Here is a 19,187-nt window from a genome sequence, read left to right on the forward strand (position 1 = left end):
TTTAAGTAAAAATTAATATTTAGAAGTAAAATTTGTCAATATTTATAAAATAAATATATTAGTTTATAAATTTAAGCAAGATTAAATATAGCTTAAAAGAAATTCAATAATTTCGATTTTAATACATAATAGTTACATAACTTTTAAATATAATCCATTCTTAACCAAAATTTTAAGGAGCCCCTTATGAAAAAAGTAGTTTTAGGAACGATTGCAGCAGCAATGCTAGCAACTTCGAGTTTCGCAGCTGATTATGTTATGAAGATTAGTCACGTTGTAAGTGACAATACTCCAAAAGGTATGGCAGCTAATTTTTTAGAAAAAAGAATTGAAGAATTAACTGGTGGAAAGATTGATGTTCAAGTTTTCCCTAACTCACAATTATATGGTGATGCTGATGAGATGAAAGCTTTGGCTATGAATAATGTTCAATTAATTATGCCAAGTTTATCTAAATTCCCATCTATCGTACCTCAAATTCAACTTTTTGATTTACCATTCTTATTTAGAGACAAAGAACACTTATATAAAGTTATGGATGGAGAAGTTGGAGCAAAGCTTAAATCATTTGTTGATGCTAAAAAACAGATGAAAGCATTTGATTATTGGGATGCTGGATTTAAACACTTCTCAAGTTCTAAACAAGCAATTATTAATCCTGACGATGCTAAAGGTCAAAAATTTAGAATTCAATCTTCAAAAGTTTTAGAAGAGCAAATTAAAGCTATTGGTGGAAGTCCACAAATTTTGCCATTCTCTGAAGTTTATTCAGCACTTCAACAAGGTGTTGTTGATGCAACAGAAAATCCATTATCAAATCTTTGGACAAAAAAATTCCATGAGGTTCAATCTAGTCTTACTTTAAGTAATCACGGATATTTAGGTTATTTAGTTGTTATGAATCAAAAATTCTGGGATAAATTACCAAAAGATTTACAAGAAAAAGTATCTCAAGCTATGAAAGAAGCAACAGAATTTGAAAGAAAAGCAACTGAAGAAGATGATGCAAAAATTATGACTGAATTAAAAAAATATGCTGATGAGTCAAAAAGACTTGAGATATATGAGCTAACACCTGAGCAAGTTGCAAACTGGAGAAAAGTTATGGAAGAAGTTTATCCAAAATTCTATAATGTAATTGGTGAAGACTTAATCAAAAAAGCTATTGAAACAAAATAATTAAAGAAGAACAATGGATAAATTTTTTAAAATCATGGATGTTATAGTTGGTACGATAAACCAAACCATAGCCGTTTACGGTATGGTTTTGGGAGTCTTATTGGCCTTCGTTAATGTTATACTAAGATATGCCTTTGGAGCTAGTTTACCATGGGCTGGAGAACTTACACAATGGTTATTTATTTGGTCAGCTCTCTTTGGTGCTGCTTATGGATTTAGACAGGGAGCTCACATTTCTATTACACTGTTAATAGCAAAATTATCTCCTATTATGACAAAAACTTTTTTAGTTTTAGCAAACTTATTGTCTATAGCTTATCTTCTTTTAATCTCTTATTTAGGTTATCAATTAATTTTAATGTTAATGGATTTTGGAGAAATAAGTGTTGATTTACAAGTTCCTATGTGGATACCACAACTAGTTATTCCTATTGCATTCTTACTTGCAGCTTATAGAGTTTTTGAAAAATTAGTTGAATTACTTAAAACTGATTCAAAAGATATAAAAGTGTTTAGTGAACATGAACATATTGTTGATGAAATAAAAGGAGAAAAATAATATGGTTATAGTTACACTTTTTAGTTTGCTTTTTGGATTGATGTTAGTTGGGGTTCCAGTTGCTGTATCGCTTGGAATTAGTACTTTAGCTTCAGCATTTTTATTTACAGATAATGATTTAATGGGAGTTGCATCTCATATTTTTGATGGTTTAAATAAATATACACTTATGGCAATTCCAATGTTCGTTTTAGCTGGTTCACTTCTAGCACGTGGAAGCGCAGCAACTAGAATTGTTAATTTTGCTAAAAGTGTTGTAGGACACTTACCTGGTGGTCTTCCAATTGCTGCTATTTTAGCTTCAGTTATTTTTGCAGCTATTAGTGGTAGTTCTCCTGCAACTGTTGCTGCTATTGGTTCTGTTATGTATGGTGCTATTAAACAAGCTGGATATAATAACCAATTTGCTATTGGTACAATCACAACAGCTGGAACATTAGGTATTCTTATCCCACCATCTATTGTATTTATCGTATATGGGGTAAGTGCAGAACAATCAATTGCAAAACTTTTTATGGCTGGAGTTGTTCCTGGACTTATGCTTGGTGCTATGATGATGATAGCTACTTATATTTTAGCTGTAAGAAGTGGATATAAGGGAAGTAAAAGAGCACCTTTTTCTGAAATGTTTAGAACATTTAAGGAATCTGTTTGGGCTTTATTAATCATTATTGTGGTTATTGGAGGAATATATGGTGGTATATTCACACCAACAGAAGCAGGTGCAGTGAGTGTTGTTTATGCATTATTTATATCTTTCTTTGTTTATAAAGATTTAAAGATAAGAGATTTATATAAAATTGTATTAGATTCAGCACAAACAAGTTCAATGATTTTCTTCATTATTGCAAATGCTATGATTTTTGCACACTTCTTAACAGATGAGCAAATTCCACAAACAATTACTCAAATGATATTAGATGCAAATGTTACACCATTAATGTTCTTAATTATAGTAAATATTTTACTTTTAGTAATGGGACAATTTATGGAACCTAGTTCTGTTGTTATGATTACAGTACCACTTTTACTTCCAATAGGAGTAGCTCTTGGAATTGATCCGATTCACCTTGGAGTTATTATGGTTGTAAATATGGAAATAGGTATGATTACCCCACCAGTAGGTCTTAACATCCTTGTTGGTAGTGGTATTACAGGACTTAGTATGGGAACAGTTACGAAAGCCTCTATTCCTATGACTTTAGTTTTATTATTAGGACTTATTTTAGTTACATATATACCAGCTATATCTTTATGGCTTCCAAATTTAATGTTTGGATATTAAAAAATTGTTCAAAAAGTAAGAGTTTTAACTCTTGCTTTTTTATTTTGGAATATAAATAGCAAATCTAGCACCTATATTTATATTATCTACTTTTAATTTTCCCTTCATATTTCTTTCGACAATAATTTTAGACATATAAAGTCCAATTCCAGTACCATTACTTTTATCTTTTGTTGTAAAATATGGTTCAAAAATTTTACTTTTTGGTTCTGTTATAATTCCTCCACCATTGTCTTCAATAAATAAAATAGTGTGATGTTCATTATCTTTTGAATATATTTTGATTAGAGGACTTTCTATAGATTTTTCTTCTAGTATATCCTGTGCATTTTTCAAAATATTTAAAACAACCTGTTGATATTCATTTAAAAATGTTTTTAATTTTATATCTTTGTCTATATCTATTTCAACAACAATATTGCTACTACTTAATCCACTTGCAACAATACTCATAACACTATTTATAGCTTTGTATAAATAAAACTCTTCTTTATCTTTTTTAGGTAAAAAGAAGTTTCTAAAATCATCAATCGTTTGTGACATATACTCTAAAACTTTAGTTGCTTCATTTGATTTTTTATCCATAGTTTGACTGTCTAAAGCATTTAAATCATATTTGAATTTTATAAACATTAAAATAGAAGATAGTTCAGATAGTGGTTGTCTCCATTGATGGGCAATATTTGAAATCATTTCTCCTAATGCTATAAATCTTGATTTTTGTATTAAAATTTGTTCATTTTCTCTATTTTCTTCAATTTGTGTTTTTATTTTTTCTTCTAAACTTGCATTTAGCATTTCTAAATCATTTGCATAGTTTCTTACTTTTTCTTCATATTTTTTTAAAATATCATCAATTTTATATGAAATAGTAAATAATACTATTATCGCAACTGTTAAAAACATTAAAAAAAGAACAATATTTTGATTTATCTGTTTTTTTATTTTATTTTCTAAAGCAACTTTCTTGAGTGCAATTTTACTTTCTATATCATCTGTATATACACCTAAAGCAATTACCCAATTAAATCTATCAAAATATTTAAAATATGATAGCTTATATTGTAATTCACTTGTATTTGGCTTTTTATAAGAGTATTTTGAATAAGACTCTTTATTTTGCTTTATATTTTGCATAAACTCTTCACGAAATTTTTTACCATCAGCATCTTCATAATTTGTAGAGATTTTAGTTCCTACTAAATCTGTTCTATTTGGATTAACAATCATTGTAGCAAAATCATCTCCACCACTCATATTTTCTATGTCATATACAAAAAAATAGTTACTTTTATTGATTTCGAAATTTATATTATTTAGAAGTTGTATAGCATTTTGCTTTAATTCTTCATCACTTAAATCTGATGTTGCAATATTATAATTTAATATATCTATTACTGTATTTACCTCTTTTTTTAGTCCCTTTGCTTCTTCATCATAATACTCTTTTACAAATCTTTGCATATCTTCTTCAAAATCCTCATAAGTATTTTGTACATAAAAGTAAGATATTGCAAATATCATAGCAGACATGATTATAATAGATGTAGAAATAATTATTTTAGATAAATTTTTTTCAATTGAATATTTCAAAATAACCCCTTAATTAGCAATGTTTTGTTATGATAACATATCTTTTATAATATGGGTTTTTAAAGAATGAAAAATAATTTCTTAAATAAGCTAAATGCCTTTACTGTTTTGTATGTTGAAGATGAAGATGGAATAAGAAATAATATTGAAGAGATATTAAGCCATCTATTTAAAGAAGTTTATAGTGCTTCAAATGTTACAGATGCTAACTCTTTATATTTACAACATAAACCTGATTTGATAATAACAGATATAAGAATGGGAAATGAAACGGGAATAGATTTTATAAAGAATATAAGACAAACTGATTTAAAAACAAGAGTTATTATAACTTCAGCTTACACTGATTTGGATTATTTATTAAAAGCAACAGAATTATATTTGGTGAAATATATAGTAAAACCTATTACAAATGAAAAATTAATGGATGCTTTAGAATCTTTTGTAAATTCTTATGATGAGAATAAAATCTATGTTTTAGATGAATCTTGGGTTTTTGATTCTAGGAAATCTTTAGTTTCAAATGGTGAATTTGAAGCTATATTGACAAAAAAAGAAGCAATCTTCTTAAAGCTTTTAATTACTAAAAATAGAATTATAACTTATGAAGAACTTGAAAATGCTATTTGTGAAGATACAGTTTTAACTCCAAATGCAATGAGGCTTTTTATCAAAAATTTACGAAAAAAACTCCCTGATAATTTTTTAAAAAATATGCAAGGAGTAGGATATTATTGTAAAAATAAGAGTATTTGATAAAAATTTAATCTTTTTTATTAAATGATTCTAAAATTTTGTCTAACTCATTTTTAAGTTCAAGTAATCTTTTATTTGAGTTCATTAAATCTTCTTGGGATTGAATTACTATATCTTCACTTCTATTTAGATGTTTTGAAATTTCAGAAGAGTTCGTAAGATTTTCTATAATATCATTAAATTCATTTGTTAGTTCATCAAGTTTTAATGAAGCATTTTTAGATTGTATCATAGCATTTGCTGAATCATCCATAACCAAATTTATTTTTTGTATAAATTTATTTAATGTATTTGTAGCTTCAACAATTTCTCCTTCAGCCTCAATTTTTATAGGTGTTAATGGAGCTTGTAGGTTTTGTTCCATAACTTTTTTTGATTCTTCTAAAAATCTTATTGCATTTGCTTCCATAGCTTTTAATTTTAAAAAACTATAAAGTATTAATACTAAAATTAAAATTGCAAATAAATACTGCAAATATCTTATTGTTGCTATTTTTGATTCACTATAAACTGTGTATAAAGATACTAAAGTATCAACTTCATTTAGTAAAATAGTGTTTGAAGAATGAATAGATTTTAAAATAGTTTGAATTTCATTTTGTGAATTATCTTTATTTAATAACTCTTTGAAGTGTACAATATTTTGATAGAAACTACTCCATAAAATTTCTACTTTCATAAGTTGATTTGCAATTTGAGAAGTTGGAGCTTCTTTTATTTTTGAAAGATTATTTCCATCTTTTAAAGTTTTAAGATTATAAATAAATTCTGCTGTTGAACTATCTAATTCATCGAGAGAATTATTTTTAAATTGTGATAAATAAAATATATTTTTTGATATATTTTGTGTAAGCATTCTTTGTTTTCCAGCAATATTTATAATAAGTGCATCTTTCTCATTTTTATTATTTAGATAAAAAGTTATAGCAACTATACTTAACATCAAAATAGCAAATAACGTTCCAATAATTTTTATATTTGTACTTATTTTATTTTTTTTCATATACCAACACCTCTAAAAATTGAGTTTAAAACTCCTTCATTTTTGATAGATATTTTATTATTTTCAATATCTATAATTCCATCTCTTGATAACTTCTTTAGAACTCTTGATAGAGTTTCAGGTTGAATATGTAGCATAAATGATACATCTTGTCTTTTAATATTGTTAAACATTTTTAAATCATTTGATAACATAAAAGCAACTTTTGCTGTTGCATCAAAAACTAATTCACGATTTACAATACATTGAAGTTGATGAGTCTTTCTAAGTAAACTTTCCATAAGTTCTTTTATTAATATATTTTTTGATAAAAAATTTTCTTGAAGCTTTTCAAAATTTATAGATAAAATTGTAGAATCTTCGATAAATGAAGCATTTGAAAAGCAATAAATTTCATCTGCAATAAGTGAACTAATCTCACTAATCATAGAATTCTCATAAATATGATATAAAAATATCTCATTATCAAATTTATCATATTTATAAATTTTTATTAAACCTTTGATTAAAAATAGAATATTCTTTTGTGATTCACTTTCATAATACAAAATAGAATCTTTCTCATAGTGTTTAATAGAAGAAAAAGAGCTTAATATTTCTAATTCGTCGTTATTTAAGTTTTTAAAAAAGTCTAGTGCCTGAATATCTTGTAATAAACCCATAAATAACCTTAAGAATAGTTTCGTTTAAGTAAGTATATATTATCCTTGTAAAAATATTAATTAAAACGCTATAAAATGGGATATATAATGGAATTTAAAAAATTTATAAAAGCAGTTGGAACTGGACCAAAGGGAAATAAAGATTTAACTCTTGAAGAGACACAAAGAGTTATTGAAATGATTTTGAATAGAGATTTAAGTGATGCTCAAATTGGTGCTTTTTTGATAGCTTGGAGAACGAGACTTGAAACAAATGAAGAATTAAAAGGCTGTATAAATACTCTTGATAGTTTTATACATAAAAAAGAGATAAAAGACTCTATGGTTTTGGGATATAACTTCAATGGAAGAACAAATAATCCATATTTATTTCCATTTTTTGAAAACATCTTAAGTGATTTTTATAAAAAGAATAGGGATATAAAAAGATTAAATCTTGTGATTAGTGGAGATTTTTTGCAACCAGCAAAAGATGGTGTTACAACAAAAGATATTTTTACTAATATTGACAAGGGTCAATTTGTACACTATTTTGATAGGATAGAATACTTAAGAGAACTTAGTAATTTGACAAAATTAAGAAAAGAGTTAGTTATGAGAACAGCTTTTAACACAGTTGAAAAACTTTTAAACCCGTCTTTAAGTGAATATGCAATCACGGGAGTTGTTCATAAACCTTATGTTGCTAAATATCTTGATATTTTTAAAAATAGTTATAAAGATATTACAGTAATTAGAGGAGTTGAGGGCGATGTTGAAGTTTTTAAAGACTCTAAATATTGGCAAAAAGTTGATGATGAAATAAAAGAGTTTAGCTTTAGTTTAAAAGATTTTGGAATAGATTATAAAAAAGAGTATGAGAATATTAGTTTACAAGAGTGTTTAAATATTGTAAAACAACCAGATGAAAATATCTTGAAACTTGCTAAATTTAATATTGCATTATATTTGTTGTTCTCAAAAAGAGTAAGTTCTTTAGATGAAGCTTGGCAAAGATTGAATTAAAAAGGTTTATATTATGTTAATAGATGGATTTGGTAGAAAAGTTGATTATTTACGAGTTTCTGTAACTGAAAGATGTAATTTTAGATGTCAATATTGTATGCCAGAAAAACCTTTTTCTTGGGTTCCAAAAGAAAATTTGTTATCTTATGAAGATTTGTTTAAATTTATAAAAGTGTCTATTGATGAGGGTATAAAAAAAGTTAGAATTACAGGTGGAGAACCACTTTTAAGAGAAGATTTAGATAAATTTATAAAGATGGTATTTGATTATAAAAATGATATAGATTTGGCTTTGACTACAAATGGATTTTTGTTATCTTCTATTGCAAAAAAACTAAAAGAAGCAGGACTTAAAAGAATAAATATATCTTTAGATACTTTAAACAAAGATAGAGCAAAGCAAATAGCTCAAAAAGATGTTTTAGATAAAGTTCTTGAAGGAATTGAAGAAGCTTCAAAGGTAGGTTTAAAAGTTAAAATAAATTGTGTTCCTATAAAAGGGATAAATGATATTGATATAGTTGAAGTTTTAGAGTTTTGTAAGAGTAAGGCTTATGTAATAAGATTTATAGAATTTATGGAAAATAATCATGCAAAAGCTGGTGCGAAAGGTTTAAATTCAGATGAGATCTTAAAAGTTATTTCAAAAAAATATCCAAATTTTGTGAAAGTACCAAGAGACACAAGTTCTCCTGCACAATATTATAGATTTGAAGATGGATATGAATTTGGAATAATAGAACCACACAAAGATGATTTTTGCTCTTCATGTAATAGAATAAGATTAACAGCTGAAGGTTTTTTAATTCCCTGTTTATATTTTGAAGATGCAATGAGTATAAAAGATGCAGTACGAAATAATAGAATTGATGAAGCAGTAAATATTTTGAAAAAGGTTTTAGAAAATAAACCAGAGAAAAATAAGTGGAGCTCAAAATCTGATAATGAAATTTCAACAAGGGCATTTTATCAAACAGGTGGATAATATAAGTAAGAATAAAGCAATTTTTTAATAAAATTTGCACCTATTTCACTAGAAATAAATTTAAACATATACCTATTAGGAGGTCAAAATGGCTTTAGATCAGGAAGTAAAAGTAAGTATTATCTCAAAATATGCAAGAAAAGAAGGTGACACAGGTTCAGCTGAAGTTCAAATAGCATTATTAACAGAGCAAATTAAAATTTTAACAGAGCATTTAAAAGTGTTTAAAAAAGATCACTCTTCAAGATTAGGTCTTTTAAAAATGGTTGGTAAAAGAAAAAAACTTTTAGCATATTTAAGAAGAACTGATTATGCAAAATTTGTTGAATTAGTTGCTTCTTTAGGAATTAGAGCAAAATAATTCTTTTTATTTATACTAACTTAGAAAAAGGGTTGTAACTTTTGTTACAGCCCTTTTTTTATATCTACTAACGAATATTAATCATAGTTTCTGTAAAATGTAGCAAAATAATGAAAATTGGAAAAATATAATATGTTATTAACAAAAAAAAGTGAATATGCTCTATTATCACTAATATCAATTTCAAAAAGTAATACTCCTGTAAATGTAGATGTTTTATCAAAAGAGCTAGATATTTCAAAATCTTTTTTGGCAAAGATTATGCAAAATCTTTCTAAACAGGATTTAGTAATATCTCATAGAGGTGTAAATGGAGGATTTGTCCTTAAAAAACCAATAGATGAGATAACTATTTTAGAAATAGTTGTAGCAGCTGAAGAGCGAAATCCTATGGTTTTTGAATGTTCTGATTCTATACAAAGTTGTCCAAATAATAAAGCAAAACTTTGCGGAATCTGGCCTTTACTAAATAATTTACAGTTTAAAGTAAATGATTTTTTAGATAAATTGACATTGAAAGATATTGCACAATGAGACTATTTCATATTTCACATACAGATTTAGATGGGTTTGGCTGTCAATTAATCACGAAAGAGTTTTTTAAAAAAGTTCATTACTATAATGCAAACTATGGAGTAGAGGTAAAACTTGCTCTAAAGAAAGTAATTTTAGATATAAAAAATCACAAAGATGAAAAACTGTTCTTAATTATTAGTGATTTAAATTTAACTCTACAAGAAAGTGATGAATTAGATAAAGAGGTAAATCTTCTAAAAGAAGATGGATTTGATATAACTTTACAACTTTTGGATCATCATATCACAGGAAAAACAAGTGCAGCAAAATATGATTGGTATTTTTTAGATGATAAAAGATGTGCAACAAAGATTGTATATGATTTTATGATAGAAAAATTTGATGCGGATATTGTATATCTAAAATCATTGGTTGATGCTATAAATGCAGTTGATATTTGGCTTGAGAATGAAGAAAAGAATTTTGAATTTGGTAAAGTTCTTATGTCTATGGTTATAAAAGCAAGAGAGATAAATTCTATATTATTTGCAAATCTTGATAGAGAACTGAAGTTTTTTTTACTACAAAATGCTATTAAATATTTAGATTTAGAAGATGGACATATAAAATTAGACAATGCTGTTCACTCGTTAAAAAAAGAGTTTTTAAAAGAACATGAAGATGATACATTAGATAATTTAAGTGCTAAATATTTAGTTAAATGCTTAGATGATGTAAAAGATGAATTAACTATTTTCTATAAAGGACAAAAAGGGCTTTTAACTTATTGTTTAGGTTCTATTTCAATTCCTGCAAATAGTTTTTTAAGAGCAAATTATGATTATGATTTTTTTATAGATATTAATAGAAAAGGTAATAGTTCATTTAGAGCTGATGGAAAACTTGATGTTTCTCAACTTGCTTCAAAATTAGCAAATGGTGGAGGACATATAAATGCAAGTGGTTGTAAATTTGAGGATTTTACTGATACAATAGATTTGTTAGAAGTGAAAGCTTTTATTCAAAATAAGCTAGATAAACTAGACTAAGGAGAAGTATATGGAGTGCGAATTCCCTACAATTAATTCAAACAAAGAAGAAATAAAAAAGATATTTCATGAAACAAAAACGATAGCTATTGTTGGATTATCACCAGATTCTGAAAAAGCTTCATATCGAGTTGCTTCATATTTACAAAAAGCTGGATTTAAAATAGTTCCAATTTATCCTAAAGAAGATACAATTTTAGGTGAAAAAGTTTATAGAAGTTTAAGTGAAATTCCATTTGATATTGATTTAGTGGACATTTTTAGAAAACCAGATGCGATTGCTAAAGTTGTAGAAGAGGTTTTAAAAATAAAAGATGAAAAAAATATAAAAACTGTTTGGTTTCAATTAGGACTTGCAAACAATGAAGCTGCAGATATTGCTAAAAATGTTGGATTAAATGTAGTTCAAAATAAGTGTACAAAAATAGAACACCAAGCTTTAATTATTTAATCTTGTTGAGGTTTGTTGCTTAATACAAGTTTTGCAACACACCCGTTTTTACCATCTTGCCTATTTTTTATGGATATTTGTGCATTTAATGCATCAGAAGCTATTTTTGCTAAATATAAGCCAAGACCCACGCCATTTTCTTTTCCTACTTTTTTAAATGGAGCAAATAAATCTACATTTTCATCGATTCCAATTCCATTATCGAATACGGATACTGTTACTTCTTCATCAAGCTTTTTTATTTTTACTTCTATTAATTTATGATTAGGAGTGAATTTTATAGCATTTTGTACAAAATTTTGTAAAATTTGATTAAATAGAGTTTCTTGAATAATAATATCAAGTTGAGAAATATTTGAACTAAATTTTATTTCTATATCTTTTTTAGAAGATAGCATTTTATAGTCATTCACTTTATTTTGAATATATTTTACTAAGTCAATGTTTTTAGCCTGTTCAAACTGTGCTCCCTCAGTTCTTCCAATATCTAAAATAGAGCTTATCATTATATTCATATTATCTATTTCTTTTATATTTAGTTTTAATGCATCTTCATACTCTTGCTTTGTTCTATCCTTTTTCAGCATTAATTCATTCTTTAGTTTCATAACTGCTAATGGAGTTTTAAGTTCATGAGCAATTCCTATAAAAAGCTCTTTTTTAAATTTTACATAAGTTCCAATACGATTTGTTAAAGAGTTTATAGAGTTTGCTAAAGTTAGAAACTCCATTGGCAAATCTTTTGTATCAATTTGAGATAATGAATTTTCATCCATATTTGATAGCTTTTTGTTTATTTGAACTATAGGTTTTAGTAAAGATTTTGAAACAACAAGTGAGTAAATAAGCATTAAAATAAAACTAGGAATTGCTAAAGCAAAAAAGTTTTTAAATATTATAGAATATAGTAAATCTCTCTCTAAAGTTATATCTCTAGTAATTTGTAAGAATGCATTATCATACATAGGAAATAGTAATTTAGTATATGATTTATTGTCTTTATTAAATTTGGAAAAACTGATTTCTTTTTTTATCGTCTGATTTGATATTATTTCAATAATTTGGAATTGTGAGATTACATTTTGGAACTTATCAGCTGTTATATAACCTTTTTCAATTTGTTTTGCTTGATTTAAAAGATTGTCCTGAATATTATCATAAAAAGAACTTTTTGCATATTCATAGAATATTATAGATAAGGTAATTATAAAAAGAGAAGTAGCAATAATAAGTTTTATATAAAACTGTCTATATATACTCCTACTTTCCATAACTGAAAGATTATTTTTCCTCAGATACTACATTTGGATAACAAAATCTATAACCTCTTCTTCTAATAGTTTCAATAGTTGAAATATTTAGAGGTTTATCCATTTTTTGTCTAATCTGATTTATTGCAACTTCAATAACATTTGGAGTTACAAGCTCTGGCTCTTCCCAAATTGCATCAAGTAATTGCTCTTTTGAGACAATTTGATCTCTATGTCTAGCTAAGTGAGTTAAAACTTCAAAAGGTTTACCTTTTAGTTCAATCTCTTCTCCTGCATACTCAATTTTTTCTTCATCTGGATTTATTACTAAATCATCAATTTCTATTATATTTGTTCCACCAAATCTAAGTCTAGCTTCGATTCTAGCTAGTAAAATATCAAAATCAAATGGTTTTTTTATAAAATCATCAGCTCCAGATTTTAGTGCTTCAATTTCGCTTTCTTTGTCATCTCTTGCAGAAATAATAACAACAGCAGTTCTTGAACTTCTATTTTTTACTATTTTACAAAGTTCAATTCCATCTCCGTCTGGTAACATCCAATCCGTTAAAACTAAATCATAGTTTCTAATATCAATAAAATACTCAGCATCTTTATAATTTTCAGCTGTATCTACTTGATAACCAAAATCTATTAATCCTTCTTGTAGTGTTCTATTTAGTGTAATTTCATCTTCTATTATCAAAATTCTCATAAAAATCCTTAAATTTAAGTTAATCTTAATTTTTTGCGAAAGTATATCATAAAAAAATGTTTTTTTAAAGAGTTTTTAAGTTAAATGTTAAAAATTGTAAAAAAAGATATAAAAAGCTAATTTATAGTGTAAAAAATAAACTATTTATTAACTATGAAAAGATAAAATACCGCAAATTAATTTCTAAGGAACAAAATGAAAAAAATAGTTACGAGCTTTATAGCTTCAATTGCTTTGGTTTCAACTTTAAGTGCAGCAGATTTCTATGCAACAGTTGATGGAGATAAAATAACAAAACAAGATATAGATATGCTTTTACAAGATCCAAGAGTAAATTTTGATCAACTACCACAAGAAGCAAAAAGTCAAGTTTTAGAGGGGGCAATTAATCGAAAATTAATTGCAAAAAAAGCTATCAAAGATGGAATAGAAAAAGATTCTCAATATGTTGAAGAAATTAATTCTATAAAAGAGAGTTTAGCTCTTCAAATTTGGCAATCAAAAGAGATAGAAAAAATCAAATTTTCTGATACAGAAAAAAGAGATTTTTATGAAAAAAATAAGGCTAGATTTGTGATTCCTGAAACTTTTGAAGCAAGTCATATTTTAGTTGATAGCGAAACTGATGCAAAAAATATTATAAAAGAAATTGAAAAAGCTTCAAACAAAGATGCTAAATTTAAAGAGTTAGCACAATCAAAATCAAAAGATCCAAATAAAGTAAATGGTGGTCAAATTCCTAGATTTGCTGCTGAACAGATGGTTCCTGAATTTGCAAGTGCTGTAAAAGCTTTAGCAAAAGGTGCTTATTCTAAAACTCCTACAAAAACTCAATTTGGTTACCATGTAATTTTTGTAAAAGATAAAATCGCAGGAAAATCTTTAACTTATGATGAAGTAAAAAATGATGTAGAGCAAATATTAACTGCTGAAAAATTCAATAAAAAAATTGATGAATTAGTGCAAAGTTTAAGAAAAGACGCAAAAATAGTAATTAAATAAGGATAAAAAATATGGGTGTTTTAGATGTTGTAAGTGCTGGAGTTTTAACAGGAAGTGAAGCAAAAAAACTTTTCTCTTATGCAAAAGAGAAAGGTTTTGCGATACCTGCAGTGAATGTTGTAGGAACAGACTCTGTAAATGCAGTTTTAGAAGTAGCAAGTAAAGTGAAATCTCCAATAATTGTACAATTTTCAAATGGTGGAGCAGGATTTTATGCTGGAAAAGGTTTAAAATCTTCAAATGCAGCTGTTTTGGGAGCAATTAGTGGAGCAAATCATGTTCATACTATGGCTAAAGCTTATGGGATTCCTGTTATTTTGCACACTGATCATGCTGCAAAGAAACTTTTACCTTGGATAGATGGACTCTTAGAAGCTGGAAAAGAGCATTTTAACAAAACTGGAAGACCACTTTTTACTTCTCATATGTTAGATTTAAGTGAAGAGAGTTTACAAGAAAATATTGAAATCTGTGTTGAGTATTTCAAGAAAATGAATGATCTTGATATGATGATTGAAATTGAACTTGGAATTACTGGTGGAGAAGAAGATGGTGTTGACAATAGTAGTGTTGATAATTCACTTCTTTATACACAACCAAGTGAAGTTGCATTTGCTTATGAAAATTTAAGTAAAGTTAGTCCAAACTTTACAATAGCTGCTAGTTTTGGAAATGTTCATGGGGTTTATAAGCCTGGAAATGTTGTATTAAGTCCAGTTATTTTGGATAATTCTCAAAAATTTATTCAGGAAAAATATCAAACTGTTTCTAAACCTGTTGATTTTGTATTCCATGGGGGAAGTGGTTCATTAATTGAAGAAATCAGAGAAGCTATATCTTATGGTGTTATTAAGATGAATATAGATACTGATACACAATGGGCATTTTGGGATGGTGTAAGAGCTTATGAAGCTAAAATTCATGGTTATTTACAAGGTCAAATTGGTAATCCAGAGGGTGATGATAAACCAAATAAAAACTACTATGACCCAAGAAAATGGCTAAGAGCAGGGCAAGAATCTATGATTGATAGACTTGAAACAGCTTTTAGTGATTTATTGGCTTTAAATAAAAACTAAGACAAAATATATTCATTCTTGATAAAAAAAGTTGAGAATGAATATTGAAAAATGTGTATAATTGTAACAAATAATCTTAAAAAACTACAAAAAAATCATCTTTATATAAATGTTACTATAATGCTACTCTTAAATGTTAATATTTTGATATTAAATATTAATAAAGGAGTTTGTTATGATTTATGAAAGACCACAGTATAAAGAACAATATGAGAATTTTATAGGTGGAGAGTGGATTGCTCCAAATAGCAAAGAGTATTTTCAAAATATCTCACCAGTTGATGGAAAAGTGCTTACAAAAATCCCACGTTCAAATGAAAAAGATATAGATTTAGCAATAGAAGCTGCAAAAAAAGGTTTTGAAGAGTATCTACACTTTTCTGTTGCACAAAGAAGTGCATTGTTAAATAAAATCGCAGATGTTGTAGAAGCAAATCTTGAATCTTTAGCAGTTGCTGAAACTTTAGATAATGGAAAGGCTATTAGAGAAACATTAAATGCTGATATACCTTTAGTTGTTGATCATTTTAGATATTTTGCTTCAGTTATAAGAGCAGAATCAGGAACAGTTGCTGATATAGATGAAAATACTATTTCTCAAGAAATTTATGAACCTTATGGAGTTATAGCACAGATTATTCCTTGGAATTTCCCACTTTTAATGGCTGCTTGGAAATTAGCTCCTGCAATAGCTGCTGGAAATTGTGTTATTTTAAAACCAGCTAGTTCAACACCTATGTCAATTTTACTTTTCTTGGATTTGATAAAAGATATATTACCAAAAGGTGTAATAAATGTAATAAATGGAGCTGGTGGTAAAATAGGAAAATATCTTGTAACACATCCTGATATTAAAAAAGTTGCATTTACTGGTGAAACTAGTACAGGGCAAGAAATTATGAGATATGCAACAGAAAATATTATTCCTTCTACACTAGAACTTGGTGGAAAATCTCCAAATGTTTTCTTTGAATCTATTATGCAAGCAGATGATGAATTCTTTGACAAAGCAATTGAAGGACTTGTTTTATTTGCATTTAATAGTGGAGAAGTTTGTACTTGCCCTTCAAGAGCATTGATTCAAGAGTCTATTTATGAACCATTTATGAAAAGAGTAATTGAAAGAGTAAAAGCTATAAAAGTTGGAAACCCTCTTGATACAGAAAATACAATGGGTGCTCAAAATTCATTAAATCAAAAAGATAAAATTGCAAAATATTTACAAATTGCAAAAGAAGATGGTGCTGAATGCTTAGTTGGTGGAGATATTTATCATTCAACTATTAATCCAGATGGATTTTACATTCAACCAACAATTTTTAAAGGGCATAACAAGATGAGAATTTTCCAAGAAGAGATTTTTGGACCAGTTTTATCAGTAACTACTTTTAAAGATGAAAAAGAAGCAATTGAAATAGCAAATGATACTATTTATGGTTTAGGTGCTGGAGTTTGGTCAAGAGATACACATCAAGTTCATAGAGCTTCAAGAGCTATTCAAGCTGGAAGAATTTGGGTAAATTGTTATCACTTATATCCTGCACATGCCTCATTTGGAGGATACAAAAAATCAGGTATTGGAAGAGAAACACATATGATGATGTTAAATAATTATAGACATACAAAAAATATACTAACTTCTTACAATACTAAAGCTTTAGGATTTTTTTAAAAGTATAAATTAGGAAATAAAAGCCATTAATGGCTTTTATTTCTTCTCTTCATTAGTAACCAAAGCCAAATTATTTAAACTATATTTTTGAAGTAAATCCAATACTTTTACAACTCTTTCATAAGGCACTTTTTTATCAATTCTTACTATTACAGCGTTCTCTTTATTTTTTATGGCTTTTAAGTTGTCTTCTAAAGATTCAAAAGATACTTCAATCCCTTTGATAGCTAGTTTGTTTTCGCTTAATTCTATGAAAACTTGTTCTTCTTTTATTTGAATCGTCTGAGCATCTGAAGATGGTAAATCAAGCATAAGTGCCAATTCTTCTTTTTTAAAAACAGTTGTAACTATAAAAAATATCAATAGTATAAAAACAACATCAATAACAGGAGTTAAATCAAGTCCTAGAGGCTCTCTTCTTTTCATTAGTCTTCTTTTCCAACTAACTCTTTTTTAGCCAAAACTTCTATTGTGTCAATCATAGAAATAAAATGATTATAAGCTATTTGATGTGGTATTGATACTATAATTCCAGCAATTGTTGTGATAAGTGCAACAGCAATTCCACCAGAAAATACAGTAGGATCTCCCAATCCTTTTGCTGTGATATCTTCAAATGATATATATATTCCAACAACAGTTCCCAAAAGTCCTAAAAGTGGTGAAATAATAGCTATGTTTTTGATGATTGTAAGCCCAGTTTCTAGTTTCTTAACTTCATATTCTATTTGCATAGTAACCGATGAAGTCGGTTTTATTGTTTGTTTGATCCTTGCAATAATTTGATGTTTTCGTGGAAGCGTAAAAAATTTCCAAAAAATAATAGTAAATCCAATAATATTTAAAAAAATCAAAATATATACGATAAATCCACCCTTATCGATAAATCCTAGAATATCCATAAATAGCCTTTTTAATTTTTTGTAGTATTATATATAAAAATTAATAAGATATGGAAATTTGATGGATTTTTTAAACTCAAGAGTAGATGAAATATTGCTAAATAATCAAAAATATTTTGTAAAAAGAGATGATTTATTACATAAAGATTTTAGTGGAAACAAAGCTAGAAAATTTTACTACTTTTTGAAAAATGATTTAAATGGTATAGAAAAAATAATCTCTTACGGTTCAGCTCAATCAAATGCTATGTATTCTTTATCTGTTCTTTGCAAATTAAAAAATATAAAATTTGATTATTATGTTTCTCATCTTTCATCATTTTTAAAAGATAATCCAAATGGAAATTACAAAGAAGCAATTAAAAATGGTATGAATTTAATAGTTGGAGAAACTCCTAAAGCTTTTAAAGAAAAAGAGTTGTTTATAAGTGAAGGAGGAGCAGTCAAAGAAGCTCGTTTTGGAATAGAAATTTTAGCAAATGAGATAAAAGATTGGGCAAAAAAAGAAAATATAGAAAAATTAAAAGTTTTTTTACCAAGTGGTACAGGAACAACAGCACTATATTTACAAAGATATCTGCCTTTTGAAGTTCTTACAAGTTCATGTGTAGGAAATGATGAATATTTAAAACAACAATTTAAAGCTTTAGAAAAAGATAAATTTCCAACAATTTTAAAAAAAGAAAAAAAATATCACTTTGGAAAACTTTATGTGGAGTTTTATAAAAAACATATAGAACTTTTGAATCAAACAAATATAGAGTTTGATTTGCTTTATGATAGTTTAGGCTGGATAGTTTTTGAAAATTATGTAAAAAATTTACAAAATCAAAGTGATTATAAATTTTTATATATTCATCAAGGAGGAGTTTTAGGAAACAAATCTATGATTGAAAGATATAAGTTTAAGTTTTCTATGAAAAGTTAAAAAATGTTACCTACAAATTTTAATTTATTAAAATATAAAAATAACTAATTTAATCTATTTTTGTTACATAAAGTAACTCCGACTAGCAAATTTTAAAATTCTTTTGTAAAAATTGTCCATTTTTTTCATTTAAATCGTCTTACTATATAGAGAAACAAATTCTCAAAATTAATACAAAGGATTAGAAGATGAAAAACAAAGTTTTCATATCAGTTTTAGCATCAATGATGTTAAG

General features: G+C 26.8%; 21 protein-coding genes. 14 read left to right on the forward strand and 7 right to left on the reverse strand.

All coding sequences use genetic code 11. From position 1 onward, the window contains the following. The first annotated feature begins 186 nt into the window (after positions 1-186). From CRU91_RS06045 to CRU91_RS06055, 3 genes are read left to right on the forward strand one after another with little or no spacing between them, the layout of a single operon-like run. Positions 187-1,179: a DctP family TRAP transporter solute-binding subunit gene (locus tag CRU91_RS06045; RefSeq protein ID WP_113894323.1), complete on the forward strand. Its 993-nt coding sequence runs from the start codon at positions 187-189 to the stop codon at positions 1,177-1,179. 13 nt (positions 1,180-1,192) lie between these two features. Then, positions 1,193-1,738, forward strand: a complete 546-nt coding sequence (locus CRU91_RS06050; protein WP_113894324.1) for a TRAP transporter small permease — start codon at positions 1,193-1,195, stop codon at positions 1,736-1,738. A gap of 1 nt (position 1,739) precedes the next feature. Beyond that, positions 1,740-3,023, forward strand: a complete 1,284-nt coding sequence (locus CRU91_RS06055) for a TRAP transporter large permease (RefSeq protein WP_113894325.1) — start codon at positions 1,740-1,742, stop codon at positions 3,021-3,023. A 39-nt stretch (positions 3,024-3,062) separates the two neighbouring features. On the opposite strand, the gene CRU91_RS06060 is transcribed toward CRU91_RS06055, so the two are convergent. Then, positions 3,063-4,616, reverse strand: a complete 1,554-nt coding sequence (locus tag CRU91_RS06060) for a cache domain-containing protein (protein WP_113894326.1) — start codon at positions 4,614-4,616, stop codon at positions 3,063-3,065. A 66-nt stretch (positions 4,617-4,682) separates the two neighbouring features. Between CRU91_RS06060 and CRU91_RS06065 the strand changes: the two genes are divergently transcribed. After that, positions 4,683-5,372 (forward strand): response regulator transcription factor, encoded by a 690-nt coding sequence (locus CRU91_RS06065; RefSeq protein WP_113894327.1) that lies wholly within the window; start codon positions 4,683-4,685, stop codon positions 5,370-5,372. Positions 5,373-5,379: 7 nt separating this feature from the next. On the opposite strand, the gene CRU91_RS06070 is transcribed toward CRU91_RS06065, so the two are convergent. Both CRU91_RS06070 and CRU91_RS06075 read right to left on the reverse strand, forming a co-directional pair. Beyond that, positions 5,380-6,375, reverse strand: coding sequence for a type IV pili methyl-accepting chemotaxis transducer N-terminal domain-containing protein (locus CRU91_RS06070; RefSeq protein WP_113894328.1), 996 nt, complete (start codon positions 6,373-6,375; stop codon positions 5,380-5,382). Continuing rightward, positions 6,372-7,037, reverse strand: coding sequence for a Crp/Fnr family transcriptional regulator (locus tag CRU91_RS06075; protein ID WP_113894329.1), 666 nt, complete (start codon positions 7,035-7,037; stop codon positions 6,372-6,374). The genes CRU91_RS06070 and CRU91_RS06075 overlap by 4 nt, the downstream gene beginning before the upstream one ends. Before the next feature lie 87 nt (positions 7,038-7,124). On the opposite strand from CRU91_RS06075, the gene CRU91_RS06080 reads away from it, so the two are divergent. From CRU91_RS06080 to CRU91_RS06105, 6 genes are all read left to right on the forward strand, one after another. Continuing rightward, a complete protein-coding gene (locus CRU91_RS06080; RefSeq protein ID WP_113894330.1) occupies positions 7,125-8,042 on the forward strand; it encodes a glycosyl transferase in 918 nt (305 codons plus the stop codon). 13 nt (positions 8,043-8,055) lie between these two features. After that, positions 8,056-9,027 (forward strand): GTP 3',8-cyclase MoaA, encoded by a 972-nt coding sequence (moaA, locus tag CRU91_RS06085; RefSeq protein WP_113894331.1) that lies wholly within the window; start codon positions 8,056-8,058, stop codon positions 9,025-9,027. An 88-nt stretch (positions 9,028-9,115) separates the two neighbouring features. After that, the gene (gene rpsO, locus CRU91_RS06090; RefSeq protein WP_113894332.1) at positions 9,116-9,388 is read left to right on the forward strand and encodes a 30S ribosomal protein S15; all 273 of its coding nucleotides are present in this window, start codon (positions 9,116-9,118) and stop codon (positions 9,386-9,388) included. Between the two features lie 132 nt (positions 9,389-9,520). Continuing rightward, entirely contained in the window at positions 9,521-9,922 is a 402-nt protein-coding gene (locus CRU91_RS06095; RefSeq protein ID WP_113894333.1) for an RrF2 family transcriptional regulator, read from the forward strand. After that, complete coding sequence (locus tag CRU91_RS06100) at positions 9,919-10,953, forward strand: DHH family phosphoesterase (protein ID WP_113894334.1); 1,035 nt, start codon at positions 9,919-9,921, stop codon at positions 10,951-10,953. The genes CRU91_RS06095 and CRU91_RS06100 overlap by 4 nt, the downstream gene beginning before the upstream one ends. A gap of 10 nt (positions 10,954-10,963) precedes the next feature. Further along, a complete protein-coding gene (locus CRU91_RS06105) occupies positions 10,964-11,404 on the forward strand; it encodes a CoA-binding protein (protein ID WP_113894335.1) in 441 nt (146 codons plus the stop codon). Here CRU91_RS06105 and CRU91_RS06110 read toward each other — a convergent pair. Beyond that, entirely contained in the window at positions 11,401-12,675 is a 1,275-nt protein-coding gene (locus CRU91_RS06110; protein WP_113894336.1) for a sensor histidine kinase, read from the reverse strand. The two genes, CRU91_RS06105 and CRU91_RS06110, sit on opposite strands and share 4 nt — an antisense overlap. Positions 12,676-12,685: 10 nt before the next feature. After that, entirely contained in the window at positions 12,686-13,369 is a 684-nt protein-coding gene (gene hsrA / locus CRU91_RS06115) for a homeostatic response regulator transcription factor HsrA (protein WP_113894337.1), read from the reverse strand. A 195-nt stretch (positions 13,370-13,564) separates the two neighbouring features. Between hsrA and CRU91_RS06120 the strand changes: the two genes are divergently transcribed. From CRU91_RS06120 to CRU91_RS06130, 3 genes are all read left to right on the forward strand, one after another. Further along, positions 13,565-14,371 carry a peptidylprolyl isomerase gene (locus CRU91_RS06120; RefSeq protein WP_113894338.1) on the forward strand — a complete coding sequence of 269 codons (807 nt, stop codon included), beginning with the start codon at positions 13,565-13,567 and terminating at the stop codon, positions 14,369-14,371. A gap of 11 nt (positions 14,372-14,382) precedes the next feature. After that, entirely contained in the window at positions 14,383-15,450 is a 1,068-nt protein-coding gene (gene fbaA / locus CRU91_RS06125; protein ID WP_113894339.1) for a class II fructose-bisphosphate aldolase, read from the forward strand. A 175-nt stretch (positions 15,451-15,625) separates the two neighbouring features. Then, entirely contained in the window at positions 15,626-17,122 is a 1,497-nt protein-coding gene (locus CRU91_RS06130) for an aldehyde dehydrogenase family protein (RefSeq protein WP_113894340.1), read from the forward strand. Positions 17,123-17,158: 36 nt separating this feature from the next. Here CRU91_RS06130 and CRU91_RS06135 read toward each other — a convergent pair whose 3' ends face one another. Together CRU91_RS06135 and CRU91_RS06140 are read right to left on the reverse strand one after the other, a co-directional pair. Then, positions 17,159-17,548 (reverse strand): ExbD/TolR family protein, encoded by a 390-nt coding sequence (locus CRU91_RS06135; RefSeq protein WP_113894341.1) that lies wholly within the window; start codon positions 17,546-17,548, stop codon positions 17,159-17,161. Then, on the reverse strand, positions 17,548-18,024 hold the full coding sequence (locus CRU91_RS06140; RefSeq protein WP_113894342.1) for a MotA/TolQ/ExbB proton channel family protein: 477 nt from the start codon (positions 18,022-18,024) through the stop codon (positions 17,548-17,550). The genes CRU91_RS06135 and CRU91_RS06140 overlap by 1 nt, the downstream gene beginning before the upstream one ends. Positions 18,025-18,085: 61 nt before the next feature. On the opposite strand from CRU91_RS06140, the gene CRU91_RS06145 reads away from it, so the two are divergent. Continuing rightward, complete coding sequence (locus CRU91_RS06145; RefSeq protein WP_113894343.1) at positions 18,086-18,952, forward strand: 1-aminocyclopropane-1-carboxylate deaminase; 867 nt, start codon at positions 18,086-18,088, stop codon at positions 18,950-18,952. Positions 18,953-19,187: the final 235 nt, after the last annotated feature.

This window comes from Aliarcobacter vitoriensis (assembly GCF_003316695.1).
GTDB classification, from domain to species: domain Bacteria; phylum Campylobacterota; class Campylobacteria; order Campylobacterales; family Arcobacteraceae; genus Aliarcobacter; species Aliarcobacter vitoriensis.